General features: G+C 65.4%; 25 protein-coding genes. 17 read left to right on the top strand and 8 right to left on the bottom strand.

Going from position 1 to position 26547, the window contains the following annotated elements:
• Positions 1-12: 12 nt before the first annotated feature.
• The 5 genes from KW830_RS10925 to KW830_RS10905 form a co-directional block, all read right to left on the bottom strand.
• On the bottom strand, positions 13-1038 hold the full coding sequence (locus KW830_RS10925) for a tripartite tricarboxylate transporter substrate binding protein (protein WP_218333192.1): 1026 nt from the start codon (positions 1036-1038) through the stop codon (positions 13-15).
• A 15-nt stretch (positions 1039-1053) separates the two neighbouring features.
• Positions 1054-1539, bottom strand: a complete 486-nt coding sequence (locus KW830_RS10920; protein ID WP_218333191.1) for a hypothetical protein — start codon at positions 1537-1539, stop codon at positions 1054-1056.
• Between the two features lie 245 nt (positions 1540-1784).
• On the bottom strand, positions 1785-2147 hold the full coding sequence (locus KW830_RS10915) for a ribbon-helix-helix domain-containing protein (protein ID WP_218333190.1): 363 nt from the start codon (positions 2145-2147) through the stop codon (positions 1785-1787).
• Positions 2148-2310: 163 nt separating this feature from the next.
• Positions 2311-2892, bottom strand: coding sequence for a DJ-1/PfpI family protein (locus tag KW830_RS10910; RefSeq protein WP_218333189.1), 582 nt, complete (start codon positions 2890-2892; stop codon positions 2311-2313).
• 273 nt (positions 2893-3165) lie between these two features.
• The gene (locus tag KW830_RS10905; protein ID WP_218333188.1) at positions 3166-4089 is read right to left on the bottom strand and encodes a phosphoribosylaminoimidazolesuccinocarboxamide synthase; all 924 of its coding nucleotides are present in this window, start codon (positions 4087-4089) and stop codon (positions 3166-3168) included.
• Between the two features lie 401 nt (positions 4090-4490).
• On the opposite strand from KW830_RS10905, the gene hpf reads away from it, so the two are divergent.
• The 3 genes from hpf (at position 4491) to hprK (ending at position 6375) form a co-directional block, all read left to right on the top strand.
• Positions 4491-4838 carry a ribosome hibernation-promoting factor, HPF/YfiA family gene (gene hpf / locus KW830_RS10900; protein WP_218333187.1) on the top strand — a complete coding sequence of 116 codons (348 nt, stop codon included), beginning with the start codon at positions 4491-4493 and terminating at the stop codon, positions 4836-4838.
• Between the two features lie 102 nt (positions 4839-4940).
• On the top strand, positions 4941-5417 hold the full coding sequence (locus tag KW830_RS10895; RefSeq protein ID WP_066537931.1) for a PTS sugar transporter subunit IIA: 477 nt from the start codon (positions 4941-4943) through the stop codon (positions 5415-5417).
• Positions 5418-5421: 4 nt separating this feature from the next.
• Positions 5422-6375 carry an HPr(Ser) kinase/phosphatase gene (gene hprK / locus KW830_RS10890; RefSeq protein WP_066537922.1) on the top strand — a complete coding sequence of 318 codons (954 nt, stop codon included), beginning with the start codon at positions 5422-5424 and terminating at the stop codon, positions 6373-6375.
• Positions 6376-6473: 98 nt separating this feature from the next.
• On the opposite strand, the gene fur is transcribed toward hprK, so the two are convergent.
• Complete coding sequence (gene fur, locus KW830_RS10885) at positions 6474-6902, bottom strand: ferric iron uptake transcriptional regulator (protein WP_066537912.1); 429 nt, start codon at positions 6900-6902, stop codon at positions 6474-6476.
• Positions 6903-7052: 150 nt separating this feature from the next.
• Here fur and KW830_RS10880 point away from each other — a divergent pair, with 150 nt between their 5' ends.
• The 4 genes from KW830_RS10880 (at position 7053) to KW830_RS10865 (ending at position 9833) form a co-directional block, all read left to right on the top strand.
• A complete protein-coding gene (locus tag KW830_RS10880) occupies positions 7053-7610 on the top strand; it encodes an outer membrane protein assembly factor BamE (RefSeq protein WP_218333186.1) in 558 nt (185 codons plus the stop codon).
• Between the two features lie 146 nt (positions 7611-7756).
• Positions 7757-8581, top strand: coding sequence for a 4-hydroxy-tetrahydrodipicolinate reductase (dapB, locus tag KW830_RS10875; protein WP_066537900.1), 825 nt, complete (start codon positions 7757-7759; stop codon positions 8579-8581).
• Between the two features lie 38 nt (positions 8582-8619).
• The gene (locus KW830_RS10870) at positions 8620-9273 is read left to right on the top strand and encodes a MotA/TolQ/ExbB proton channel family protein (RefSeq protein WP_218333185.1); all 654 of its coding nucleotides are present in this window, start codon (positions 8620-8622) and stop codon (positions 9271-9273) included.
• 125 nt (positions 9274-9398) lie between these two features.
• Positions 9399-9833, top strand: coding sequence for a biopolymer transporter ExbD (locus KW830_RS10865; RefSeq protein WP_218333184.1), 435 nt, complete (start codon positions 9399-9401; stop codon positions 9831-9833).
• 39 nt (positions 9834-9872) lie between these two features.
• On the opposite strand, the gene KW830_RS10860 is transcribed toward KW830_RS10865, so the two are convergent.
• Positions 9873-11126 (bottom strand): mechanosensitive ion channel family protein, encoded by a 1254-nt coding sequence (locus KW830_RS10860; RefSeq protein WP_370626116.1) that lies wholly within the window; start codon positions 11124-11126, stop codon positions 9873-9875.
• Between the two features lie 191 nt (positions 11127-11317).
• On the opposite strand from KW830_RS10860, the gene leuS reads away from it, so the two are divergent.
• Genes leuS through holA form a run of 3 tightly spaced genes read left to right on the top strand, consistent with a single transcriptional unit; the run spans position 11318 to position 15644 of the window.
• The gene (gene leuS, locus KW830_RS10855) at positions 11318-14026 is read left to right on the top strand and encodes a leucine--tRNA ligase (protein WP_218333183.1); all 2709 of its coding nucleotides are present in this window, start codon (positions 11318-11320) and stop codon (positions 14024-14026) included.
• A gap of 27 nt (positions 14027-14053) precedes the next feature.
• A complete protein-coding gene (gene lptE / locus KW830_RS10850; protein ID WP_066537881.1) occupies positions 14054-14566 on the top strand; it encodes an LPS assembly lipoprotein LptE in 513 nt (170 codons plus the stop codon).
• A 10-nt stretch (positions 14567-14576) separates the two neighbouring features.
• Positions 14577-15644 carry a DNA polymerase III subunit delta gene (holA, locus tag KW830_RS10845; protein WP_218333182.1) on the top strand — a complete coding sequence of 356 codons (1068 nt, stop codon included), beginning with the start codon at positions 14577-14579 and terminating at the stop codon, positions 15642-15644.
• A gap of 75 nt (positions 15645-15719) precedes the next feature.
• Here the strand turns inward: holA and KW830_RS10840 are convergent, their stop codons facing one another.
• Complete coding sequence (locus tag KW830_RS10840; protein ID WP_066537876.1) at positions 15720-16025, bottom strand: hypothetical protein; 306 nt, start codon at positions 16023-16025, stop codon at positions 15720-15722.
• Positions 16026-16140: 115 nt separating this feature from the next.
• On the opposite strand from KW830_RS10840, the gene KW830_RS10835 reads away from it, so the two are divergent.
• The 7 genes from KW830_RS10835 (at position 16141) to gshB (ending at position 26161) form a co-directional block, all read left to right on the top strand.
• Complete coding sequence (locus KW830_RS10835) at positions 16141-17421, top strand: glutamate-5-semialdehyde dehydrogenase (RefSeq protein ID WP_218333181.1); 1281 nt, start codon at positions 16141-16143, stop codon at positions 17419-17421.
• A 59-nt stretch (positions 17422-17480) separates the two neighbouring features.
• Positions 17481-18947: a Trk system potassium transporter TrkA gene (gene trkA, locus KW830_RS10830; protein ID WP_066537871.1), complete on the top strand. Its 1467-nt coding sequence runs from the start codon at positions 17481-17483 to the stop codon at positions 18945-18947.
• A 16-nt stretch (positions 18948-18963) separates the two neighbouring features.
• Positions 18964-20430, top strand: a complete 1467-nt coding sequence (locus tag KW830_RS10825; RefSeq protein ID WP_066537870.1) for a TrkH family potassium uptake protein — start codon at positions 18964-18966, stop codon at positions 20428-20430.
• 93 nt (positions 20431-20523) lie between these two features.
• On the top strand, positions 20524-21825 hold the full coding sequence (gene gshA, locus KW830_RS10820) for a glutamate--cysteine ligase (RefSeq protein WP_066537869.1): 1302 nt from the start codon (positions 20524-20526) through the stop codon (positions 21823-21825).
• A 132-nt stretch (positions 21826-21957) separates the two neighbouring features.
• Positions 21958-23835 carry a potassium transporter Kup gene (locus KW830_RS10815; RefSeq protein WP_066537867.1) on the top strand — a complete coding sequence of 626 codons (1878 nt, stop codon included), beginning with the start codon at positions 21958-21960 and terminating at the stop codon, positions 23833-23835.
• 142 nt (positions 23836-23977) lie between these two features.
• Positions 23978-25156 (top strand): benzoate/H(+) symporter BenE family transporter, encoded by a 1179-nt coding sequence (locus tag KW830_RS10810; RefSeq protein ID WP_218333180.1) that lies wholly within the window; start codon positions 23978-23980, stop codon positions 25154-25156.
• 51 nt (positions 25157-25207) lie between these two features.
• Positions 25208-26161: a glutathione synthase gene (gene gshB, locus KW830_RS10805; RefSeq protein WP_218333179.1), complete on the top strand. Its 954-nt coding sequence runs from the start codon at positions 25208-25210 to the stop codon at positions 26159-26161.
• The last annotated feature ends 386 nt before the right edge of the window (positions 26162-26547 follow it).

Below are 26547 nucleotides of genomic sequence, written 5' to 3'. Positions count from 1 at the left end.
CCCGCGCCACGATCACGGGGCGCTGGCGGTCTTGACCGCTGCACCCAGCAGCGCGGTCCAGCGCTGCTGCTCGCGCTGGACCAGCTGGGCAAAGTCCTGCGGGCGCTCGGGTGCCTGGGCCTGCAAGGTGGCGTAACGCTGCAGCACGGCGGGCTGGGCCTGCACTTCGGCAATCGCCGCCTGCAGCTGGGCGACCAGTGCCGCTGGCGTGCCGGCCGGGGCCATGAAGCCGCTCCACGGCACCACGGTGGCGTCCCCCAGGCCCAGTTCGGCCAGCGTGGGCACCTGGGCCAGCGCCGGCAGGCGGGTGGGGGCACTCACGGCCAGGGCGCGCAGCTTGCCGCTCTGGATATGGGGCAGTGCCAGGGTGGCGGTCAGCGGGGCGATGTGGATCTGGCCATTGGCCAGGTCGGTGATGAAGGGGGGCTGGCCCTGGTAGTTGACCTGGGTGATCTGGATGCCGGCGCTGGCGGCCAGACGCTCCAGCCCCAGGTGGTTGGAGCTGCCCTGGCCCGGGTTGGCCACATTGAAGGCCCCGGGCTGCTGGCGGGCCTGGGTGATGAAGTCCTGCAGCGTGCGCCAGGGCGCGCTGGCGGGCACGACCCAGACATTGGGCGTGCTGCCGATGCTGGCCACGGGCACAAAGTCGCTGGTGCGGTAGCGGGTGGTCTTGTCCGTCAGCGGGTTGATGACGGTGAAGGTGGAGCCGATCAGCAGGGTGTAGCCATCGGCGGCTGCCTGGTGCACCGCCTGGGCGCCCAGGTTGCCGTTGGCACCGGGGCGGTTTTCCACGATCACGGGCTGGCCCCAGCGCTGGGCCAGGGCGTCGGTGACGGCGCGGGCCGTGACATCGATCACGCCGCCGGCCGGATAGGGCACTACCACCTTGACGGGGCGGACCGGGTAGGCCGCAGCGGCCTTGGCCTGGGCGGCCTGGGCCGGCAGCGGCAGGCCCAGGCCGGCCGTGGTGAAGGCGGTGGTGGCGGCCAGGGCGCTGTGCAGCCAGCTGCGGCGGGACACGGCAGTGGAAATGGGCATGGCGTGCTCCTTTTTTCAGAAGGCTGCGCCGGGTGTCAGCACGCCGGCATAGCTGGAGCGCGACTGCACGCCCCAGTGGCCATCCTGCAAGGTGACGACGTACAGGGCTTGGAACGATTGCTGGGCACGGTCCTGGGCGTCATAGCGGGTGAATTGCAGCGCAAAGTGCACCTTGGTGGCATCGGCCTGCACGGGACGGATGAAGTCCCAGCGGCTGTAGGCCCAGCCGGTGTCGGCCAGCGGTGTCAGGTCGTTGGCGGCAGCGTAGTCGGCGGCGTTGTGCCAGACGATGACCTGGTCGCCCGCCAGGCGCACATGGGGGTAGTTCATCACCTGGGCCCAGGCCAGGGCATCGCGGGCGTTGAAAGTGCGCATGAAGTCCTGCAGCACCTGCAGACCGGCTTGCACGGCGGCCTGGGCCGCGGGGGCGTCAATGCCTTGGCCGGCCAGCAGCAGGGGCAGGGTGTCGGGGGTGAACAGCGGGGCTTCGCGGGCAGTCATGGGGCGTCTTTCGGCTTGGAATGTCAATGGACGCCACTGTAGAAATCATTTGATATTTCTAAAAATAATGTTTTCTATTTTGTTAATGAGTAAAACATCTGTTTTAGCCTGGGCCATGCGGTGCCCACCGTGCCGGATGGCGGGGGCGGGCGCAGAAGGGCTGGCAGTGTCCGTACGCGTCGCCAACGCCAGACCGCGTGTGCACCAACGGCCCCATGCCGCGCCGCAGCGGAAGGGGGACGCGCTCAGTGGTGCAGCACGGTGGGGCCCGGATGGCGTTCCAGGCCGCTGGGACCCACGGTCAGCGAGCGGATGGGGATGTGCACATCCTGCGGAATCTCGCCGGACAGCTGCAGCGCCAGGTAGCGGGTGCAGCACACGCGCAGAAACGAGGTGAAGTTGTCCACCGTCCCGCGCTCGGCAACCAGTTCGTCGTACAGCCTGGTGCACAGCTGGGGAACGGTGAAGCCGTCGCGCGTGGCAATGTCGTCCAGTACCTGCCAGAACAGGTTCTCCAGCCGGATGCTGGTGGCCACACCATGCAACCGGATGGAGCGGGCGCGGTGGGCATAGAGCTGCGGGTCGGCGCTGACAAAGACTTGGCACATGGCAAGGTTCCCGGAAATGCAGGTGGCCGGGCCATCCTAGGTGGCGACAGGGCAGGCGTCCATCCGGGGTTGCGGGGAGGAGGGCTGGGGGCCGGAGCGACACGGCGGCGCCCCGGCGCCGGCCGCGCTGGAGCGGTGAGGGGCAACCGGCCCGGAAATCGCCTCAGTGGCTGATGCGGGTGCCCAGCAGCGCCAGGAACTGCGCCATCCACGCGGGATGGGCTGGCCAGGCGGGGGCGCTGACCAGATTGCCTTCGGTATGGGCCTGGTCCACCGCGATGTCGGCGTAGCGGCCACCGGCCAGTTCCACCTCGGCCCTGCAGGCCGGGTAAGCCGAACAGGTGCGGCCCTTGAGCACGCCCGCGCCGGCCAGCAGCTGGGCACCATGGCAGACGGCGGCTACGGGCTTGCCGGCATCAAAGAAGTGGCGCACGGCGGCCAGCACGTCAGGGTGGTTGCGCAGGTATTCGGGACCGCGGCCCCCGGGGATGACCAGGGCGTCGTACTGCTCGGCTTTCACCTCGGCGAAGCTGGCGTTCAGGGTGAAGTTGTGACCGGGCTTTTCGCTGTAGGTCTGGGCCCCTTCGAAGTCGTGGATGGCGGTCTTGATGTGGTCGCCGGCCTTTTTGTCGGGGCAGACGGCATGCACGGTGTGGCCCACCGCCTGCAGCGTCTGGAAGGGGACCATGGTTTCGTAGTCCTCGCAGTAGTCGCCGCAAATCATCAGAATCTTCTTGCCTGCCATGTCTGTCTCCTGTGTGTGGTGGTGCGCCCCTGCTGTGGGGGCGGCGTCCATGGTAGGCAGACGGGCCGGGTGGCGGGTGTTAACCGCTTACTACGTGGCAGGGTGGGCTGTGCCTGGAGGCGGGGCTTTCCAGGCCGCTGCCGCAAGCAAAACGCCTGGCGCATCCGGGGCAGGCGTTCAGAGAGGGCGATCTCTGACACTGCACGCAGACGCACTCCAGGCGTTCTGTGAGGAGGGACTGCGCGCACCGGGGGGGCGCCGCAGGCACAGCGATCAGGCCGTCAGGCGTTCCAGCGCTTCATGGTATTTGGCGGCGGTCTTGGCGATCACATCCTGGGGCAAGCGGGGTGCGGGAGCGGTCTTGTCCCAGGGCTTGCCGTTGACCTGGGCCTGTTCCAGCCAGTCGCGCACGAACTGCTTGTCGTAGCTGGGGGGGTTGGCGCCGGCCGCCAGGGCGTCGGCATAGCCTTCCACGGGCCAGTAGCGCGAGCTGTCGGGGGTCAGCACCTCGTCCATCAGCACCAGGGTGCCGTCTTCGGTCAGGCCGAATTCGAACTTGGTGTCGGCAATGATCATGCCCTTGGTCAGGGCGATCTCGGCCGCTTCCTTGTAGATGCGGATGGCGGTATCGCGGATTTGCGCTGCCAGCGGCTCGCCCACCATCTCGACGGTGCGCTCGTAGGTGATGTTTTCGTCGTGGTCACCCATTTCGGCCTTGGCGGCGGGGGTGTAGATGGGTTCGGGCAGCTTGGCCGAGTTGACCAGACCGGCGGGCAGCTTCACGCCGCAGACCGATTGCGACTCTTGATACTCTTTCCAGCCGCTGCCGGCCAGGTAGCCACGCACCACGGCTTCGATCAGCACGGGCTTGAGGCGCTTGACCAGCATGGAGCGGCCCTCGACCTGCTTGACTTCATCGGCGGTGACCACGGATTCGGGACGGTCGCCGGTCAGGTGGTTGGGGCAGATATGGCCCAGCTTGTCGAACCAGTACAGCGCCATCTGCGTCAGCAGCACGCCCTTGCCGGGGATGGGTTCGCCCATGATCACGTCGAAAGCCGACAGACGGTCGGAAGCCACCATCAGGATGCGGTCATCGCCCACGGCATAGTTGTCACGGACCTTGCCGCGTGCCAGCAGGGGCAGCGAGCGGATATTGGAGGTGTGCAGGGCGGAAGGGCTGGACTGGGTGGTCATGGGGGTCACTGGGAATAGGGGCGGGCTCGGGACGCTGCCCTGGGAGCAAGGCGGTGCCAGGGCGGAATTCTACGTGCCGACGCCGGGCTGTGCCGGGTGGAAGACCACATCCACACCGGGCGTGTCGGATGCCTTCCTGGGCAGGGTCGGTGGACAGCAGCGCGTGCTGCCGTCTGTCGGGATTTTCATCAAAACGACTTATTGTGCGCCCATTCCGGCGGTCGGTCAGCACCACCCCCATTCCCCAGCGGGATGTGGCGGTATGCCGTTGATTTCCCGGTGCAGATCGCGCACAGTGGGCTCCAAGCGAGACGAATGCGCATTCACCGCCGAACGCCTCCGGCAGGTTCTTCAGCCTGTCGGAAGGCAATCTGGACTTTGAGACCACAGGAGGCTGGTTTATGAACCTGACCATCAGCGGGCACCATCTGGATGTCACCCCCGCACTGCGCAATTACGTCATGGAAAAACTGCAGCGCGTGCTGCGCCACTTTGACCAAGTGATCGACGTGAAGGTCTTGCTTTCGGTACACAACGAGAGCGAAAAGGACAAGCGCCAGCGCGCCGTATGCAATGTGCGCGTCAAAGGCAATGATCTGTATGCCGGCAGTTCCCACTTCGACCTGTATGCGGCCGTGGATGAGCTGATCGACAAGCTGGACCGCAAGGTCGTCAAACACAAGACCCGCCTGCAGGAGCGGCGAGGGGAAGCGGCGAAACGTGACCTCAGTGCGCTTGCAACAGCCTGACACCGACCTTTTCACCACAGAGGAGCCGCCCCGCGCGGCTCTTTTTGCGCGACTGGGGGGCATGTGCCGTGATCGGGCCACCCGGTGCATAATTCTTCCTACATGAACCGTCTAGCCTCCATCCTGCCGTCCGCACAAGTCCTTGTGAGCGTGGACGCCACCAGCAAGAAGCGCGCTTTCGAAGAAGCAGGGCTTTTGTTTGAAAGCCTGCACGGTCTGTCCCGCGCGCTCATCACCGACAGCCTGTTCGCCCGCGAGCGCCTGGGCTCTACCGGTCTGGGCCATGGCGTGGCCATTCCCCATGGCCGCATCAAGGGTCTGAAGTCGCCGATGGCGGCCGTGTTCCAGATGGCGCGCGCCATCGGTTTCGATGCGCCCGACGAGCAACCTGTCAGCCTGCTGATCTTCCTGCTGGTGCCGGAAGCGGCCACGCAGCAGCATCTGGAAATCCTGTCCGAGATCGCCGAGCTGCTCAGCGATTCGGCCCTGCGCCAGCGCCTGGTGGCCTGCACCGACGCCGCAGAGCTGTACGGCCTGATTGCCGACTGGAAGTCGGCCGCCTCTTCCCCCGCCGCCTGAGCCTGTGAAGCCCACTGCCGTCAACGCCGACCGCCTGTTCGAGGCTTTCCGCGAAAGCCTGCGCTGGGAATGGCTGGCAGGCCTGGGAGCTTCCGAGCGCCGTTTCGATGAAATGGCCGTGCGCTCGGCCCGCTCCGGCGCCGATCTGGTTGGCTACCTGAATTACATCCATCCCTACCGGGTGCAGGTGATCGGTGAGCGCGAAGTCGCCTACCTGACCAATGCCACGCCCGAGGACTGTGCTCGGCGGGTGTCGCGCATCGTCACGCTGGAGCCGCCGGTGCTGGTGCTGGCCGATGGCCAGCAGGCCCCGCAGGCGCTGATCTCGATGTGCGAGCGCGCGCAGATCCCCATGTTCGCCACGCACGAGGCTGCGGCCTTTGTGATCGACGTGCTGCGCGCTTACCTGTCCAAGCACTTTGCCGACCGCACCACCATGCACGGCGTGTTCATGGACATTCTGGGCATGGGCGTGCTGATCACCGGCGAATCCGGCCTGGGCAAGAGCGAGCTGGGACTGGAACTGGTCACCCGTGGCAACGGGCTGGTGGCCGACGATGCGGTGGACCTGTTTCGCATCAACCAGACCACGATCGAAGGCAAGTGCCCCGATCTGCTGCAGAACCTGCTGGAAGTGCGCGGCATCGGCCTGCTGGACATCCGTGCCATCTTTGGCGAGACGGCGGTGCGGCGCAAGATGCGCCTCAAGCTGATCGTGCACCTGGTGCGCAAGGAAACCATGGAGCGCGACTACGAGCGCCTGCCCCAGGAGCCGCTGACACAGGATGTGCTGGGCGTGCCGGTGCTCAAGGTGATCATCCAGGTGGTGGCCGGTCGCAATATCGCCGTGCTGGTGGAAGCCGCCGTGCGCAACACCATCCTGCAGCTGCGGGGCATTGACACCTACCAGGAGTTCGTGGACCGCCACCGCCGTGCCATGGAGCGCGGCATCGAGTAAGCCGGGCCAGATCCGCAGGGTGTCTCAGCTCTGGGACATAAAAAAAGGCGCTCCGTGGAGCGCCTTTTTGCATCAGCAGGTAAAGATCGCGTCAGACCTCAGCGCTGTGCACCTTTCTTGGAGCAGTCGGCGCACTGGCCGTACAGCGACATGGAGTGGTCCTGGATGGACCAGCCCATCTGGTTGGCGATCAGCTGCTGGCGCTTTTCGATTTCGGGGTCATAGAACTCTTCGACCTTGCCGCAGCTGGTGCAGACAAAGTGGTCGTGGTGCTGGCCCTCGTTCAGCTCGTAGACGGCCTTGCCGCTTTCGAAGTTGCTGCGCAGCAGGATGCCGGCCTGTTCGAACTGGGTCAGCACGCGGTAGACCGTGGCCAGACCGATGTCCGAACGTTCGTCCAGCAGCACGCGGAACACGTCTTCGGCCGTCATGTGGCGCTGCTTGCCGGTTTGGAAGATCTCCAGAATCTTCAGGCGGGGCAGGGTGGCTTTCAGGCCCGTGCTTTTGAGCTCGTCGATGTTTTTCATGTCTGGGTCTCTGGTTGGCCTGGCGACCGTGGACGGACGGTGCGCCAGCGGCGGCAGGAATGGCCCTTGCAGCGGGGTGGCGGTGCACCTGGGGCTCCTCCCGGAACCTGCCGCTACAATGGTTCGGATCATATCCCGTAGCCATTACCCATGCATGCCAAAGCCCGCCGTTGTGTTTCTGTGCTCATGACCCTGTCGCTGGGCGGACTGCTTGCCGCTTGCGGCAGCTTCGACAGTGCCTCGCGCAGTGTTGCCAGCGTCATCACCCCCTACAAGGTGGACGTGGTGCAGGGCAACTTCGTTTCCAAGGAGCAGGTCGCTGCCCTGCAGCCCGGCATGAGCCGCCAGCAGGTGCGGGAAATCCTGGGTACGCCGCTGGTGACCAGCGTGTTCCACGCCGACCGCTGGGAATACGTGTTCACGCTCAAGCGCGCCAAGGTCGATCCCCAGACGCGCAAGCTGACCGTGTTCTTCAACGGTGACCAGTTTGACCGCGCCGAAGGCGATGAGATGCCCTCCGAAGACGAATTCGTGGCCTCGCTGGGCAAGAAGATGAGCAACATCAAGGTGCCCCAGCTCGAAGCCACCGAGGCCCAGCTGGCCCGCTACCCGGTCAAGAAGACGGCCGACACCGCGGTGGCCGATGCTGCGCCGGCAACGCCCGCCAGCACCACGGCCTACCCGCGCCTGGATGCGCCGGCCCGCTGATGCCCACGGGGCGGCCACCGGCTCACGCCGGCACTGCCGTGCCATGAATTGAAAAGGGTCGCCGCGCAGCCATGCGCACCAGCGGCCCTTTTGCCATAGGAACCCCCGGCCGTACGCGGCCCCGCCCTGAATCCCGCTGTTTCACCATGACCGCTTCTTCCCCTTCTTCGCTGCGCGTGGCCATTGCCGGCGCATCCGGCCGCATGGGCCATATGCTGATCGAGGCCGTGCTGGCCAGCGGTGACTGCCAGCTGGCCGCCGCACTCGACCAGCCCGGCAGCCCCGGCCTGGGCCAGGACGCCGCCGCCTTCCTGGGCAAGGCCACTGGCGTGCTGATCGAGAGCGATGTGCGCACCGCTCTGGCCAAGGCCGATGTGCTGATCGACTTCACCCGCCCCGAAGGCACGCTGGCCCACCTGGCCGTGGCGGCCGAGCTGGGGGTGAAGCTGGTGATCGGCACCACCGGCTTCAGCGATGCGCAGAAGGCCGAAATCGCCGTCCATGCCCAGAAGACGGCGGTCATCCTGTCGCCGAACATGAGCGTGGGCGTCAATGTCACGTTCAAGCTGCTCGAAATGGCGGCCAAGGCGCTGCAGGAAGGTGGCTATGACATCGAAATCATCGAAGCCCACCACAAGCACAAGGTGGATGCACCCTCCGGTACGGCGCTGAAAATGGGCGAGGTGATTGCCGAAGCCCAGGGTACCCAGCTGGCCGACCGCGCCGTGTACGAGCGCTTTGGCCACACCGGCGAGCGCAAGCCCGACACCATCGGCTTTGCCACCGTGCGCGGTGGCGACATCGTGGGTGACCATACCGTGCTGTTTGCCGGCACGGGCGAGCGCGTGGAAATCTCGCACAAGTCCAGTAGCCGCGCCGGCTATGCCCAGGGCAGCCTGCGTGCAGCACGTTTTCTGGCCGGCAAGACCAGCGGCCAGTTCGACATGTTCGACGTGCTCAGCCTGCGCTGAGCACCCAGGCCCCACCTTCACTCTTCCAGGAGCTGCTTATGGACGCACGTTGGCAATGGCTGGCGCAAGGTGACGCGGTCACCCGGGGCACGGCGGTGCTGCTGCTGGCCATGTCCGTGGCCAGCTGGGTGGTGATTCTGGTGCAGCTGGTGGGGCTGGTGCGCCGCCGTCGCCAGGCACCGCAGGCCATGGATGCGTTCTGGCAGGCTGCCGATCTGCCCTTTGCCCGGGGGCTGCTGGAAAAGCAGGGACCCTGGCTGCTGCCCCTGGTGCAGGCGGTGCAGACGGCACGGACCGAAGCATCGGCAGAGGCTACCCTGGCGGGCCAGTCCGCGCAGGGGGACCGGCTGATGCGCCATCTGCGTGTCGCGTTGCAGCAGGTGGGCGCGCGTCTGCAATGGGGCCAGACCATGCTGGCTTCCATCAGCGCGCTGGCGCCCTTTGTGGGCCTGTTGGGCACGGTCTGGGGCATTCACCATGCGCTGGCGGCGCTGACCGGCGTGCAGCAGGTGTCGCTGGACCAGCTGGCCGGGCCGGTGGGCGAGGCCCTGGTGATGACCGCTGCCGGTCTGGCGGTGGCCATCCCTGCCGCGCTGGCCTACAACCTGTTTGGCCGCAGCATCGCCCTGCTGGACGAAGCACTGGACGGCTTTGCACACGATTTGCATGCGCATTTTGCGGGCCGGCGATGAGCGCTTTTGTGAACGGCCTGAGGCGCCTTCCCTCGGCTGGTGCAGCGCCTGATGCAGGCACCGGCATGACGGCAGGGGTGGCGCGGGCCTACGGGCTGCGTCCCTGGGCGCACTGAAGGGCGGCCATGGCATTCGGACGCTTTGTTTCCCGGACCCAGGCGCAGCCGGTGGCCGGCATCAATGTCACGCCGCTGGTGGATGTGATGCTGGTGCTGGTGGTGATCTTCATTCTGGCTGCCCCCATTCTGGCGGCCACGCTGCGGGTGCAACTGCCCCAGGCCGAGGGGGTGAAGGCCGCGCCACCGGCGCAGACCCCGTCGCTGGCGCTGGAGCTGGACGCGCAGGGCGCGCTGCATATCGGCACCGAGGCGGTGGACGAAGCGGCGGTGCGCCAGCGGCTGGCGGCACTGGCCGCGCAGGACCCGCAGGCCGAGCTGCAGCTCAAAGCCGACACCGCCGTGCCCTATGGCCGTGTGGTGCAGGTCATGGGCTGGGCCCACGCGGCAGGGCTGGGCCGCATCGGCTTTGTGGCGCAACCGGTACCGGCTGCGGCGCCGTAGACCGCCCGGAACGCAGCGTGCGCGGTGCTCTGGCTCCGCTCAGTGCGCGTTGAGCGCACTGGCCAGCTGGCGGCTGCCGAAGTCCGAAGAGCGCTGGTACAGCTGCAGGCCGAACTGCGGCAGCATGCCGATCAGGTGGTCGAAGATGGCGCCCTGGATGGTTTCGTACTCCAGCCACACGGTGGTGGCGGTGTAGCAGTACAGCTGCAGCGGCAGGCCGGTAGGGGTCGGCTCCAGCGTGCGGGCCAGCAGGAACATGCCCGGGCCTTTGGCAATGCCGGGATGGGCCACCAAGTAGGCATAGGCATAGGCTTTGAAGGCAGCCAGATTGGTCACCTGGTCGGGGGGCACCGGGGCCAGCGGCAGGCTGGTCTCCATGCCGCTGGGAATGGGCAACAGGCCGCGTTCGGCATGCCAGTAGTCCTGCAGCAGCGGGATGTGCTCCAGCTGGCTGCGCTCCGACGGGGTCAGCAGGTGCACGGTGCTGGCGTCAAGGGGCAGGGCGCGCATGATGCGGCGCGCCCCCGAATTGGCCATGCCGCGCCAGTTCTTGAAGCTGTCGCTCATCAGTTTCCAGGTGGGGATGGTGGTGATGGTCTTGTCGAAGTTCTGCACCTTGACGGTGTTCAGTGCAATGTCCACCACGAAGCCGTCGGCCCCCACCTGGGGCATTTCGATCCAGTCGCCCACGCGCAGCATGTCGTTGGTGCCGATCTGCACGCCCGCCACAAAGGACATGATGGTGTCCTTGAACACCAGCATCAACACGGCCGACATGGCGCCCAGGCCGGACAGCAGCAGCAGCGGCGAGCGGTTCAGGATGGCGGCCGCAATCAGCAGCGCGCCGAGGATGTAGGCCACCAGCTTGCCCAGCTGCACATAGCTTTTGATGGAATGGGTGTGCGTGGCCTTGGGGCCGTCATGCCGGTCGTGGGCGGCATTGATCTCGTTGAGCAGCTCCGCCACGGCACGCACCAGGTGGTAGACCGTGAAGGCGGTGGCGAAGTTGCCGATGGTCTGGCTGAGCGGAGCGGGCAACTGCGCCACGGCGTCGATGCCGATCTGGATCACCACCGACGGGACGATCTTGGCCAGCCGGACCAGCACATGGTCGTGCAGCAGGATCTGGGTCCAGCTGGTGGCGGGCAGGGTCTTGCGCCATAGGCGCACAAAATGCAGCAGCACGCCCTGGATCACCAGGCGCAGGGCGAAGGCCAGCACGGCCAGCAGGCACAGGCCCACGGCGGCCTGGTAGCGCGGTGCGAGCTCGGTGTAGAAGGAAAAATCGGTCAAGGTCACGAAAAGCCAGAATCGGCCCGGGGCCGGTGACGGCGGGGCCTGCAGGGTCAAAAACGGGGGGAGGGGCGCGGTGCCGGGCAGTGCCGGCGGCAGGGCCTGTCGCCCAGTGCAGCAAGGGGGATGCGCCCACAGCCTAAAATCCGGGCGAAGGCAGTATTGTGACTGCAGCACCAACCCCCAGTTCCATGCAAGACAAATACAACCACATCGAGGTGGAGCGCGCCGCGCACGCCCATTGGACCGCACAGGACGCCTACCGCGTCACCGAAGACGACAGCAAGCCCAAGTACTACGCCTGCTCCATGCTGCCCTACCCCAGCGGCAAGCTGCACATGGGCCACGTGCGCAACTACACCATCAACGACATGCTCTCGCGCCAGCTGCGCATGAAGGGCTACAACGTCTTGATGCCCATGGGCTGGGATGCATTCGGTCTGCCTGCCGAGAACGCTGCGCTGAAGAACAAGGTGCCGCCTGCCAAGTGGACGTACGAGAACATCGCGTACATGAAAAAGCAGATGCAGGCCATGGGGCTGGCCATCGACTGGAGCCGCGAGATCGCCACCTGCGACCCCGACTACTACAAGTGGAACCAGTGGTTGTTCCTGAAGATGCTGGAAAAGGGCGTGGCCTACCGCAAGACCCAGACCGTGAACTGGGACCCGGTGGACCAGACCGTGCTGGCCAATGAGCAGGTGATCGACGGCCGCGGCTGGCGCACCGGCGCGCTGGTGGAAAAGCGCGAGATCCCGGGCTACTACCTGGCCATCACCAACTACGCGCAAGAGCTGCTGGACCATGTGCAGATGGGCAACGACAAGGCCACCCTGACCGGATGGCCCGACAAGGTGCGCCTGATGCAGGAAAACTGGATCGGCAAGTCGGCCGGTGTGCGCTTTGCGTTCACCCACACCATCCAGGGCGCGGACGGCCAGCTGATCCAGGACGGCAAGATGTTCGTCTTCACCACCCGTGCCGACACCGTCATGGGCGTGACCTTCTGCGCGGTGGCGCCCGAACACCCGCTGGCCCAGCATGCCGCGGCGTCCAAGCCCGAACTGGCTGCCTTCATTGAAGAATGCAAGAAGGGCGGCACGACCGAGGCGGAACTGGCCGTCAAGGAAAAGGAAGGCAAGCCCACCGGCCTGTTCGTCACCCACCCCATCACTGGCGCGCAAGTCGAGGTGTGGATCGGCAACTATGTGCTGATGAGCTATGGCGATGGTGCCGTGATGGGCGTGCCTGCCCATGACGAGCGGGATTTCGCCTTTGCCAACAAGTACAACCTGCCCATCCAGCAGGTGGTGACCGTGGCGGGCCAGGATGCGTACGACAGCAAGACCTGGCACGACTGGTACGGCGACAAGGAACGCGGCGTACTCATCCATTCCGGCGCGTTCGATGGTCTGAACTACCAGGACGGCGTGCAGGCCGTGGCCAAGGTGCTGGCCGACAAGGGCCTGGGCGAGCTCAAGACCACCTGGCGTCTGCGCGACTGGGGTATCAGCCGCCAGCGTTACTGGGGCACCCCCATCCCCATCATCCACTGCGAAGACTGCGGTGCCCAGCCGGTGCCGGAAAAAGACCTGCCTGTGGTGCTGCCGCAGGATCTGGTGCCCGACGGTTCCGGCAACCCGCTGGTCAAGAGCGAAGCCTTCCACGCCGGTGTGGTCTGCCCCTGCTGCGGCAAGCCTGCCCGCCGCGAAACCGACACCATGGACACCTTTGTGGACAGTTCGTGGTACTTCATGCGCTATTGCGACGCGAAGAACAGCGAGCAGATGGTGGCCGGCGGCGCCGACTACTGGATGCCCATGGACCAGTACATCGGTGGCGTGGAGCACGCCATCCTGCACTTGCTGTACGCACGCTTCTGGACCAAGGTCATGCGCGATCTGGGCCTGCTCAAGATCGACGAGCCCTTCACCAAGCTGCTCACGCAAGGCATGGTGCTCAACCACATCTACAGCCGCCGCACCGCCAAGGGCGCCAAGGAATACTTCTGGCCCAAGGATGTGGAGCATGTGCTGGACGAAGGCGGCAAGGTCATCGGCGCCAAGCTCAAGAACGCGGTGGACAGTGCCGACGGCATGCTGCCTGTGGGTACGGCCATCGACTACGAGGGCGTGGGCACCATGTCCAAGTCCAAGAACAACGGTATCGATCCGCAGGAGCTGATCGAGAAGTACGGCGCCGACACGGCCCGCCTGTACACCATGTTCACGGCCCCGCCCGAGCTGACGCTGGAGTGGAACGATGCCGGTGTGGAAGGCAGCTACCGCTTCCTGCGCCGCGTCTACAACTTCGGCCACAAGCTGCTCGAGCTGGACTACGCGGCCGCGCAGGAGGCCACCAGCGGCCTGACGGATCTGTCGCAGGTGCAGTTCGGCAAGGATGCCAAGGCCCTGCGCCTGGAGATCCACACCGTGCTCAAGCAGGTGGAATACGACTACAGCCGCATGCAGTACAACACCGTGGTGTCGGGCGCGATGAAGATGATCAACGCGCTGGAAAGCTTCAAGGCCACGGACACGGCCGACGGCCAGATCGCCGTGATTGAAAGCTTTGGCATCCTGCTGCGCGTGCTCTACCCCGCCACTCCGCACCTGACCCATGTGATGTGGAGCGAGCTGGGCTACGCCAACAAGCAGGGCGATCTGCTGGATGCCGCCTGGCCCCAGGTGGATGCATCGGCCCTGGTGCAGGATGAGCTGGAGCTGATGCTGCAGGTCAACGGCAAGCTGCGCGGCTCCATCCTGGTGCCGGCGGCAGCCGACAAGGCGCAGATCGAAGCGGTGGCCCTGGCCAACGAGGAGGCACAGAAATTCATCCTGGGTGCGACACCCAAGAAGGTGATCGTGGTGCCGGGCCGTCTGGTCAACGTCGTCGTCTGACGCGATACAAAGCGAGAAGGAGCCCCCATGCGCAAGCGCACGCTGCTTTCCCTGATGGCACTGGCACCGCTGGTGTCGGCCTGCGGCTTCCGCCTGCGCGGGGTGCCGGAATTCCAATTCACCTCCATCTATCTGCAGGCGGACGGCCGTTCCGCATTTGCACGCGAGCTGGAACGCAACCTGGCCACGGCCGGAGACAAGCTCAAGGTGCTGCGGGCACCGCGGCGCCCGGACGAGGCCCAGGTGGTCTGGAAGCTGCTGGGCGAGCGCAATGACCGCATCATCATCAGCAAGAACGCGGCCGGCCAGGTGCGCGAGCTGACGCTGCGCTACCGCATGACGTTCAGCCTGACCGGCGCAGATGGTGTGGAGTGGATTCCACCCACCGAGCTGGAGCTGGAGCGCGACCTGAGCTACGACGAAAACCTGGCGCTGGCCAAGGAGCAAGAAGCCGCCGTGCTGTACAAAACCATGCAGTCTGACCTGGTGCAGCAGGTGATGCGGCGTCTGTCCTCGGCCCAGCCGACGGCCGCATCCTGATCGGCGGTCCATGCAACTGGCGTTCAACCAGCTGGGGGCGCACCTGCAAAAAGGGCTGCGTCCGCTCTATACCCTGCATGGGGACGAGCCGCTGCAGCAGCAGGAGGCGGCCGATGCGATTCGGGCGGCGGCGCGCGCGCAGGGGCACACCGAACGCAGCGTCTACACCGTGGCGGGTGCGCATTTCGACTGGAGTGCGGTCCTGGCGGCAGGCGGTTCGCTGAGCCTGTTTGCCGACAAGCAGATGGTGGAAATCCGCATCCCGTCCGGCAAACCGGGCAAGGACGGCAGCGCTGCCATCCAGCAACTGGCTGCCCAGGCGGCGCAGGACGACAACACCCTGACCATCGTCACCCTGCCGCGCCTGGACAAGCAGACCAAGAGCGGTGCCTGGTTCGCCGCGCTGGAAGCCCATGGGGTGACGGTGCAGATCGACACCATCGAACGGGGCACGCTGCCGCCGTGGATTGCCCAGCGCCTGGCCCAGCAGGGTCAGCGCGTGGTGTCGGGCGAGGAAGGGCAGCGCACGCTGCAGTTCTTTGCCGACCGGGTGGAAGGCAATCTGCTGGCGGCCCACCAGGAGATCCAGAAGCTGGGTCTGCTCTACCCCCAGGGGGAGCTGAGCCTGGCCCAGGTCGAACAGGCGGTGCTGAATGTGGCGCGTTACGACGTCTTCAAGCTGTCCGAGGCGGTGCTCTCCGGACAGCTGGCGCGCGTGGTGCGCATGCTCGACGGTCTGCAGGCCGAAGGCGCGGCCGAGGTGCTGGTGCACTGGACGCTGGCCGAAGATATCCGGGCCCTCAAGCGCGTGCGCGATGCCATGGCAAACGGCCAGCCGCTGCCAATGGCACTGCGGGCGCAGCGCATCTGGGGCGTGAAGGAGCGCCTGTTCGAGCGCATCCTGCCGCGCCTGAGCGATGCTGCCGCTGCCCGGCTGCTGCATTCCGCCCATGTGGTGGACGGCATCATCAAAGGCCTGCCGGCACCCGGTTGGCCGCAGGATGGCTGGCAGGCGCTGCGCAGGCTGGCGATGGACCTGGTGCAGACCGCGCAAGGACAGCGCTCGGCGGCCCGTTGACGGCGCGCTGCCTCCGGTGCGCGTAAGGCGGCGGCCAGGGTCCAGGTTTTCGGAGCAGAAGCTGCAGGCGCTGGCTCAGGTCCCCGCTGCCAGCCGTGCCTGGGCCTTGTCGGCCCATTGTTCCAGTGTGTCGAACAGATCTTTCTGGCTGAAGGAGCAGCTTTCCTCGGAAAACAGTGCGCTGGCCTCCAGCCGGTCCAGCAGGTTCAGCAGTACCTCGGCATAGCGCGGGGGCAGGGTGGTCAGCAGGGCACCGCTGGCTCGGGCCTGGGCACCCAGTGCCGCGGCGGACAGCTGTTGCTGCGCCAGCTGGGCAAAGCCGGTGCGTAGCTGCGCCAGTTGCTGGGCAGCCAGAAGGGTGTCGGGGGGAGCAGAGTGCATGGCAGGCGCCGCAAGGCGGGGTCAATGGTCGCAGCAGTGTAGGTCCTGCACTGCGCCCCCAGGGCATGGCCGTGCATTCCACCCCCTGGGCGGGCAACTCGGCGAGAATCGGGGCATGAACGCGCTGAATATTGCCGAAACCATGCAGACCCTGGGTCTGCAAGCAAAAGTGGCTTCCGCCCAGATGGCACGGGCGAACGCTGCTGTGAAAAACAAGGCCTTGCTGGCCCTGGCCCGTCTGCTGCGGGAGCAGGTGGAGCCGCTGCAGGTCGACAACGCCAAGGACCTGGAGCGTGCTGTGGCCAACGGCCTGTCGGCCCCGATGGTGGACCGCCTGCGCCTGACCCCCAAGGTGCTGGAGACCTGCGCCCAGGGCTGCGAACAGCTGGCAGCCATGCCGGATGTGATTGGCGAGATCCTCGGCATGAAGCAGATGCCCAGCGGCATCCGGGTGGGCCAGATGCGCGTGCCCATCGGCGTGTTCGGCATGATCTACGAAAGCCGCCCGAACGTGACCATTGAAGCGGCCAGCCTGTCGATCAAGAGCGGCAATGCCTGCATCTTGCGGGGCGGCTCGGAAGCGATCGAATCCAACAAGGCTTTGGCCCGGCTGGTGGCCCAGGCCCTGCTCGAAGCCGGCCTGCCGGAAAACGCCGTGCAACTGGTGCAGACCACCGACCGGGAGGCCGTGGGCCATCTGATCGCCATGCCCGCGTATGTGGACGTGATCATCCCGCGCGGCGGCAAGAGCCTGATCGAGCGCATCAGCCGCGAGGCCAAGGTGCCGGTCATCAAGCACCTGGACGGCAATTGCCACACCTACGTGGACGACCCTTGCGACATCGCCATGGCCGTGACCGTGGCCGACAATGCCAAGACCCAGAAGTACAGCCCCTGCAACGCCAGCGAAAGCCTGGTGGTGGCGCGTGGCGTGGCGGCGGACTTTCTGCCGCAGATCGGCGCCATCTACGCGGCCAAGGGGGTGGAGATGCGCGGCGATGCCGAAGCGCTGGCCATTTTGCAGCAGGTGCCCGGCGCCAAGCTGGTGGCGGCGACCGAGCAGGACTGGAGCGAGGAATACCTGGCTCCCATCATCAGCGTGAAGGTGGTGGCCGGTGTGGACGAGGCCATTGCCCACATCAACCGCTACTCCAGCGGTCACACCGAAGCCATTCTGACGCGGGACCATATGCACGCCCAGCAGTTCCTGCGCGAGGTGGATTCCGCCAGCGTGATGGTCAATGCCAGCACGCGCTTTGCCGACGGGTTCGAGTACGGGCTGGGTGCCGAAATCGGCATCAGCACCGACAAGTTCCATGCGCGTGGGCCGGTGGGCATCGAAGGCCTGACCTCGCTCAAATACATCGTGCTGGGCGAAGGCCAGGTGCGCGGCTAAAGTCGCCTCCCGTGCCGGGGCGGCCTGGCACACACCGTCACAACCATCAACAGCGCAGCATGAAAATCATCATCCTGGGAGCCGGCCGCGTGGGGTACAGCGTGGCCGAAAGCCTGGTCTCGGAGCGCAACGACATCACCGTGATCGACACGGATGCCACGCGGCTGCGCGATCTGGAAGGTCGGTTCGACCTGCGCGGCGTGGTGGGCAGCGGGATCGACCCGCAGGTGCTGGCCGAGGCCGGTGCGGCCGACACCGACCTCCTGATTGCCTGCGCCGCGCTGGATGAGACCAATCTGGTGTGCTGCAAGCTGGGGCAGTTGCTGTTCAACATCCCCACGCGCATTGCGCGGGTGCGCTCGTCCAGCTTTGGCGCCGACGATGTGGTGCTAGGCAAGGATGGCCTGGGCGCGGACGCCATCATCTGCCCCGAAGCCTCGCTGACCCGCTACATCGGCAAGCTCACCGAATACCCGGAGGCGCTGCAGGTGCGCGAATTTGCCGGCGGCCGTGCCTGTCTGGCATCGGTGCGGGCCCGCATGGGGGCTGCGGCCGTGGGTCTGCGTATTGGTGAGCTGCGGCTGCACAACCCCGAAATGGGGCTGCGCATCGTGGCCATCTACCGGCGCTTTGCCGACGAACCCGATCGCTTTGTGCGCTGCGATGGCAGCACGCTGATCGAGCCGGGTGATGAAGTCTTCATACTGTCTGCCAGGGAAAACCTGCCGGAAATCCTGGCGGCCATGCACCGCCCCGCCGGCCAGCCGGCGCGGCCGGTGCGGCGCATCATGATGGCCGGCGGCGGGCGCGTGAGCCAGCGGCTGGCGGCGCAGCTGGCCCAGGAGCCAGGACGCTTTCACATCAAGATCCTTGAAATGAACCCCCAGCGCTGCATGGAGCTGGCCGCATCGCTGCCCGAGGACGTGCTGGTGCTGCAGGGGGATGCCACCGACGAGGATCTGCTCGACGATGAAAGCATCGAAGATGTGGACCTGTTCCTGGCGCTGACCAACGACGATGAAAACAACATCATGGCCTGTCTGCTGGCCAAGCGGCTGGGGGCCACGCGGGTGCTGGCGCTGATCAACCGCCGCACCTATGCGGATCTGATGCACGGCACGCAGATCGATATTGCACTGTCCCCCGCACAGGCCATGCTGGGCGAGCTGCTGGCCCACGTGCGCCGGGGCGATGTGCAGGCCGTGCACAGCCTGCGCCGGGGGGTGGCCGAGGCGCTGGAGATTGTGGCCCGCGGTGACCGCAAGAGCTCGCGCGTGGTGGGCCGCCGGGTGGAGGAGCTGAAGCTGCCGCCGGAGGTGCACATCGGCCTGATCGTGCGCGGCCTGCCGGAGCAGGGCGAACATGCCGCGGACCCGTCCGAGACCGTGGCAGGCGAGCCCCAGGTCATCATTCCGCGCAGCCACACGGTGATCGAGAGCAATGACCACGTGGTCTTCTTCCTGCCCAACAAGCGCCTGGTGCAAGACGTGGAGAAGTTGTTCCGCGTGAGCGCCACCTTCTTCTGATCGGACCGAGGCCGCCATGCGTGACCTGTTACCCGTTCTGCGCCTGCTGGGCGCTTTGATGGTGATGTTCGGCCTGTCCATGGGGCTGCCGCTGGCAGTGTCCTGGTTTCTGCGCGATGGCATGTGGCTGGTCTGGCTGTGGTCGCTGGGCGGCACGGTGCTGGCAGGCGCCCTGCTGTGGGCCTGCATGGAGCGTTACCGCAGAGAGCTGCAGCCGCGCCATGGCGTGATTCTGGTGACTTTGGTCTGGGTCTTTCTACCACTGTGCGCCAGCGTGCCGCTGCAGCTGGCCTATGCGGAGCTGGGGCGGTCGCTGTCCTTCACCCATGCCTATTTCGAGGCCGTATCCGGGTTGACCACGTCGGGTGCCACCGTCCTGTCCGGGCTGGATGCGCTGCCCGTGTCCCTGAACATCTGGCGCACGTTTCTGCAATGGCTGGGCGGCATGGGGATTCTGATTCTGGCCGTGGCCATCTTGCCGCTGCTCGGCGTGGGGGGGAGCCAGCTGTTCCGTGCCGAGGCCGCGGGCCCGGTCAAGGACACCAAGCTCACGCCGCGCATCACAGGGACGGCCAAAGGGCTGTGGGGCGTGTATGCCGTGTTCTCTATCAGCTGCGCGTTGGCGTTCTGGCTGGCGGGCATGACACCGCTGGATGCGGTGATGCACATGTTCACCACGGTCAGCCTGGGCGGGCTGTCCTCGCACGATGCGAGCCTGGGTTTTTACAACTCGCCGGTGATCGAAGGCATCACGCTGGTGTTCATGCTGATGGCCAGCTGCAATTTCGCGCTGTACTTCGTGGCCCTGCGCAAAGGGCACTGGCGCGGCTTTTGGCAGGACCCGGAAATGCGTGCCACCCTCGGCGTGCTGCTGGGCAGCGGCCTGCTGGTGGCGCTGCTGCTGTGGGTCAAGGGCGTGTATGGCCCGGTGGATGCATTGCGCTACGGGGTGTTCAACACGATATCGGTGGCCACCACCACCGGCTTTGCCACGGCCGACTACCTGACCTGGCCGGTGTTCGCGCCGGTGTTCATGCTCTTCCTGTCCGGCGTGGCCACCAGCGCCGGGTCGACCGGCGGCGGCATCAAGATGGTGCGCATGCTGATCCTGGTGAAGCAGGCGCGGCTGGAGCTGACGCGCCTGGTGCACCCGCGTGCCGTCCAGCCGGTGTTGCTGGGGCGCAGCGTGGTGGACCACCGCATGATTTTTTCGGTGCTGGCCTTTATGCTGGTGTATGGCGGCACCATCATTGTGCTGAGCATGCTGCTGATGCTCAGCGATCTGGATCCAATCACCGCATTCTCTGCCGTGGTCGCCAGTGTGCACTGCACGGGCCCGGGACTCGGTAGCATTGGGCCCTCGTCCACCTATGCGGTGCTCAATGACTTCCAGGTCTGGGTCTGTACCCTGGGCATGCTGCTGGGGCGGCTGGAAATACTGAGTTTTCTGGCGCTGCTAACACCTTCTTTCTGGAGAAGGTGAGTACGTACTTGGTTGTGGCAAAGGTTGAGGGTTTACCCCTATTCGTTTCGCAAGTCCCTAAAATCTGGGTCACTACCGTCTCTTGAGGGTTTCATGGTTCCACATCTCATCACAGCTTTGACCGGCCCGATCAACGAGCTCGAGCAGCGCATCATCGACTCCATGCCAGCCATCGAGCGCTGGTTCCGCCTCGAGTGGATGGAGCACACGCCGCCGTTCTATTGCTCGGTGGACATCCGCAATGCGGGCTTCAAGCTGGCGCCGGTGGACACCAACCTGTTCCCCGGTGGCTGGAACAATCTGACCGACGAAATGCTGCCCTTGGCCGTGCAGGCAGCGATGGCCGCGATCGAGAAAATCTGTCCGGAAGCGCGCAATCTGTTGATCATTCCGGAAAATCAGCAGAAGAATCCGTCGTATCTGAGCAACATTCTGCAGTTGCAACGCATTTTCCGCATGGCGGGTCTGAATGTGCGCATCGGCTCGGTCAGTCCCGACATCAAGAAGCTCACCGAAATCAAGCTGCCGCATGGCGACACCATCACGCTGGAGCCGGCGCTGCGCACCAAGCGCCGCCTGGGGCTGAAGAATTTCGACCCCTGCACCATCTTGCTGAACAACGACCTGTCGGCCGGCGCCCCAGGCATTCTGGAAGAGCTGTACGAGCAGTTCCTGCTGCCGCCGCTGCATGCGGGCTGGAGCGTGCGCCGCAAGAGCCGCCATTTCCAGAGCTACGAAGAAGTCTCCAAGCGCTTCGGCAAGCTGCTGGGGATCGACCCCTGGCTGATCAATCCGGTGTTCAGCAAATGCGAGAACATCGACTTTGTCGAGGGCACAGGCCTGGACCAGCTGGCGGTGCAGGTGGATGCCACCATCACCAAGGTGCGCCGCAAGTACAAGGAGTACGGGATCAAGGAAAAGCCGTTCGTCGTGGTCAAGGCCGACAACGGCACCTACGGCATGGGCGTGATGACCGTGCGCGACGCCAAGGAGCTGGAAGCCCTGAAGGACAAGCGCACCCGCAACAAGATGGGCGTCATCAAGGACGGCCAGCCGGTGCACGATGTGCTGGTGCAGGAAGGCGTGCTGACCTACGAGCGCATGAACAATGCCGTGGCCGAGCCCGTGGTCTACATGATGGACCGCTACGTGGTGGGCGGCTTCTACCGCATGCACCCGGAGCGCGGCATCGACGAGAACCTGAATGCCCCCGGTTCGGGCTTTGTGCCGCTGGCTTTCCCGCCGCAGAGCACCCAGCTGCCGCAGATCGGTGCCCGCGCCGGCGCCAGCGCGCCCAACCGCTTCTACATGTACGGCGTGATCGCCCGCCTGGCCATGCTGGCTGCCAGCTACGAGCTGGAAGCCACCAACCCGGACGCCGAAATCTACGACTGACCGTCGGGGAGCGTTGGCGTTGTTCGCTGATCGAACGGCGCCATGGGGTGGCTGGCAGACTGCCAGCACCTCGCGCACAATGGCGGCATTTCCACAGATAGGACCGGGCCCGTGGGGCCCGGTTTGCATTGGATGCAGCACACCTCATCCCGATCTTCATTGGCCGCGCTGACGCTGGGGGCCATTGGGGTGGTTTATGGCGACATCGGCACCAGCGTGCTGTATGCCGTCAAAGAAGTCTTCCGCAGCGGCCATGTGGCCTACACCCCGGCCAATGTCTACGGCGTGCTGTCGCTGCTGTTCTGGACCCTGACCGTCATCGTCTCCCTCAAGTACGTGGTGCTGGTGCTGCGCGCCGACAACCGCGGCGAAGGCGGTCTGGTGGCCATGCTGGCCCTGGCGTCCGAGGCGGTGCAGGACAAGCCGCGGCTGCATGCGGTGCTGATGGCCGTGGGCCTGTTTGGCGCCAGCCTGTTCTATGGCGACGGGGTGATCACCCCCGCAATCTCGGTGCTGTCGGCCGTGGAAGGCCTGGAGGTGGTGGCGCCCGGTCTGCACCCGGTGGTGATTCCGCTGACACTGGCGGTGCTGCTGGTGCTGTTCACGCTGCAAAAGCGAGGCACGGCCAGCATCGGCCGCTGGTTCGGCCCCATCACGCTGCTGTGGTTTGGCGTGCTGGCGGCGCTGGGCCTGGGCCAGATCGTGCACCACCCCGAAATTCTGAGTGCCCTGTGGCCCACGCATGCGCTGCAGTTTGTGCGGGCGCAGCCGGGCACGGCCTTCATCCTGCTGGGGGCCGTGGTGCTGTGCGTGACCGGGGCCGAGGCGCTGTATGCCGACCTGGGCCACTTCGGCAAGAAACCGATCCGGCTGGCCTGGTTCTCGGTGGTGATGCCGGCGCTGACGCTGAACTACCTGGGCCAGGGCGCGCTGCTGCTGGACCAGCCGGAAGCCGTGCGCAACCCTTTCTTCCTGATGGCGCCGTCCTGGGCCACCCTGCCGCTGGTGGTGCTGGCCACCCTGGCCACGGTGATCGCCTCGCAGGCGCTGATCTCCGGCGCCTTCAGCATCACCAAGCAGGTGATGCAGCTGGGCTACCTGCCGCGCATGACGGTGCTGCACACCAGCACCAAGGACACTGGCCAGATCTACATGCCGTTCGTGAACTGGTCGCTGTTCATTGCCATCGCTATGGCCGTGATCATGTTCCGCTCCAGCGACAACCTGGCCGCCGCCTATGGCCTGGCCGTGACGCTGGACATGCTGATCACCACCACGCTGACCTTCTTCGTCATCCGCTACCTGTGGCGCTACCCGCTGTGGCTGTGTGTCGCGGCGACCAGCTGCTTCTTTGTGGTGGATGTGCTGTTCTTCGCTTCCAATGCGCTCAAACTGGCGGCCGGCGGCTGGTTCCCGCTGCTGATCGCCGGCTGCGTCTTCCTGCTGATGCGCACCTGGCGCCTGGGCCGCACCCTGCTGTCCGAACAGCACCGCGCGGAAGCCGTGGACCTGGGAAGCTTTCTGGAGAGTCTGCAGCAAGGCAACCCGTTGCAGCGGGTGGATGGCACGGCCGTTTTCATCACCAGCGAGGAAGGGCTGGTACCCCCGGCGCTGCTGCACAACCTGAAGCACAACAAGGTGCTGCACACGCAAAACCTGTTTGTGGTGCTGCGCCACCACGAGGTGCCGTGGATCGGCCTGGAGCAGCGTGCCCAGGTGCAGGCGCTGGGCGCCGGCTGCTGGCAGGTGGTGCTGCACTTCGGTTTCAAGAACGACCCCAATGTGCCCGAGGCGCTGCGCTCGGCCGAGCTGCCGGGCTGGAAGCTGGATCCCATGCGCACCAGCTATTTCCTGTCGCGGGAAGTGGTGGTGCCCCGCATGGGGGGGCGCATGGCGCTGTGGCGCGAGAAGCTGTTCGCCCAGATGCACGCCGGGGCCAGTGGCGTAGCGGGCTTCTTCCACCTGCCGGCCAATGCGGTGGTGGAGCTGGGGACCAAGGTCCACATCTGAGGCCGAAAAAAAGCTGTCACAGGTCGGTTCGCTGCCCATGCAATCTGCAAGCGCATGAGCAGCTATGGATTTTGATGAATCGGTGATCGCCGGCCGCACAGGTGTCAGCCTGGCGTCCCGGCGGGTGCCAGAATCTGCGGCCATGCGCTTCTTTCGTGATCTGAGCTTGTCTGCCTTCACGGCAGGTTTCGTGGCCGTGCTGGTGGGCTTCACCAGCTCTGTGGCGCTGGTGTTCCAGGCGGCCCAGGCCTTTGGCGCCACACCGGCGCAAATCACCTCGTGGATGTGGGCACTGGGCCTGGGCGTGGGTCTGTGCTGCCTAGTGCCTTCGCTGTGGCTGCGCAAGCCGGTGATGGTGGCCTGGTCCACGCCGGGAGCAGCGGTGCTGGCCTCGGCGGGCATGGCCGGCAGCTTCACCATGCCCGAGGCCGTGGGTGCATTCCTGGTGTGCGCCGCGCTGATCACCCTGTGCGGCGTGACCGGCTGGTTCGAAAAGCTGATGGACCGCATTCCCATGGAAATTGCCTCCGCCCTGCTGGCGGGGGTGCTGGCCCGGTTCGGCCTGCAGGCCTTTGGTGCTGCACAAACCGCCCTGGGCATGGTGCTGGCCATGTTGGCAGCCTATCTGCTGGGGCGGCGCCTGCTGCCCCGTTATGCCGTAGTGCTGACACTGCTGGTGGGCGTGGCCTGGGCGGCTGCCAGCGGCAAGATGGAATGGTCCCGTGTGCAGTGGGAGCTGGCGCTGCCGGTGTTCACCGCACCGCAATTCACCTGGCAGGCCTTTGTCAGCCTGGCGCTGCCGCTGTTTGTCGTCACCATGGCCTCGCAGAACATGCCGGGCGTGGCGGTGATCCGTGCCACAGGCTATGAGCTGCCGGTCTCGCGCCTGGTCAGCATGACCGGCATCGCCAGCCTGCTGCTGGCGCCGTTCGGTGGCTATGCGCTGAATTTCTCGGCCATCACCGCGGCCATCTGCATGGGGCCGGAGGCGCACGAAGACAAGGACAAGCGCTACACCGCGGCCGTGGCCTGCGGCGCCATGTACATGGTCATCGGCATCTTTGGTGCCGTGGTCACCGGTCTGCTGATCGCCTTCCCGCAGGAGCTGGTGCTGGCCATCGCCGGGCTGGCGCTGCTGGGCAGCATCGGCGGCGGGCTGGCCGGTGCGCTGCGGGACGAAACCCACCGTGAAGCGGCACTGATCACCTTTCTCGTCACCCTCAGCGGCGTGGTGATAGCCGGAGTGGGCTCGGCGTTTTGGGGGGTGGCTGCCGGCGTGGTGGCGCTGTTTGTGCAAAAGTATGGGCGTCGTGGCAGCTGAGGCTGCTGCTTTTTTCATCGCTGACCACGGGCCGGCCAGGCCCGCATACCCATGAAACTGCTGTTCATCGCCGATCCGCTGAAATCCTTCAACATCAAGAAGGATTCCACCTTCGTCATGATGCGTGAGGCCCAGTCCCGCGGCCATGTGATTTATGCCTGCGAGCCACAGCATGTCTCCTGGCAAACCGGCGGCAAAGTGCAGGCCATGGTGCGCCAGATCCGCCTGACCGGCGAAAAGCCCGGCTGGTTCACCGTGGAGCAGGAGTCCGTGGTGGTGCTGGCCGACTTTGACGGCATTGTGATGCGCAAGGATCCGCCCTTCGACAGTGAGTTCTTCTACGCCACCCACATGCTCAGCCAGGCCGAGCGGGAAGGCGCCAAGGTCTTCAACAAGCCCTCCGCACTGCGGGACCACCCGGAAAAGCTCTCCATCATGGAGTTCCCGCAGCTGCTGGGCCCCACGCTGGTGACCCGCGATCCGGCCCAGATCCGCGCCTTCCATGCCGAGCATGGCGACATCATCCTGAAGCCGCTGGATGGCATGGGTGGCATGGGCATCTTCCGTGTCGGTAAGGACGGCATGAACCTGGGCAGCATCATCGAGACGCTGAACCACCAGGGCGCTACCAGCGTGATGGTGCAGCGCTTCCTGCCCGCCATTGCCGATGGGGACAAGCGGGTGCTGATCATCGGTGGCAAGCCGGTGCCGTACTGCCTGGCCCGCATTCCCCAGGGCAACGAGGTGCGTGGCAACCTGGCGGCTGGCGGCAAGGGCGTGGCCCGTCCGCTGACCGCACGGGACCGCCAGATCGCCGACATCCTGGGGCCGGTGCTGGTGGAACGGGGCCTGCTGCTGGTGGGCGTCGACGTGATCGGCGACAGTGTCACCGAGATCAATGTCACCAGCCCCACCTGCTTCCAGGAGATCGCCGACCAGATGGGCTGTGATGTCGCTGCGCTCTTTGTGGATGCGCTGGAAGCGGCCATTGCGCAAAAAAGCTGAGCCTTTTGCCAGCAGGGCAATCAAAGCCTGCTACAGTTCGCTCCCTTGCTTAGCAGCACTGCCTTGCAGTGCTGCTAAGTGGAGTCTTCAGCGAGACGCCGGAAAGCTTCAAATTTCGGTGTACAATGCAAGGCTTCGCTGCTGAGAGCTACCGGCTCCGGCGGTCAGGAAGATCAAAAAATTCTTTGATCTGCACGATGAAAGTTGTGCTACAATACAAGGCTTCGCTGATCACAGCGGACTGAATTCAAAACAGAAATTCTGGTTTGAATCGCATCATTAAAAATGTACAGCCGATAAGCGTGGGCGTTTGAAGGCGATTGCCAAATGTTCTTCGGAACTAAACAAACGCTCACAAAAACAGTAATGAGGAAAGAGAAATCTTT

The sequence above is a fragment of the Comamonas sp. CMM03 genome (assembly GCF_019218715.1).
Lineage (GTDB): Bacteria > Pseudomonadota > Gammaproteobacteria > Burkholderiales > Burkholderiaceae_C > Comamonas > Comamonas terrigena.
Note: the sequence above shows the minus strand (reverse complement) of the source record. Positions and strands in the feature narration are given on the sequence as shown.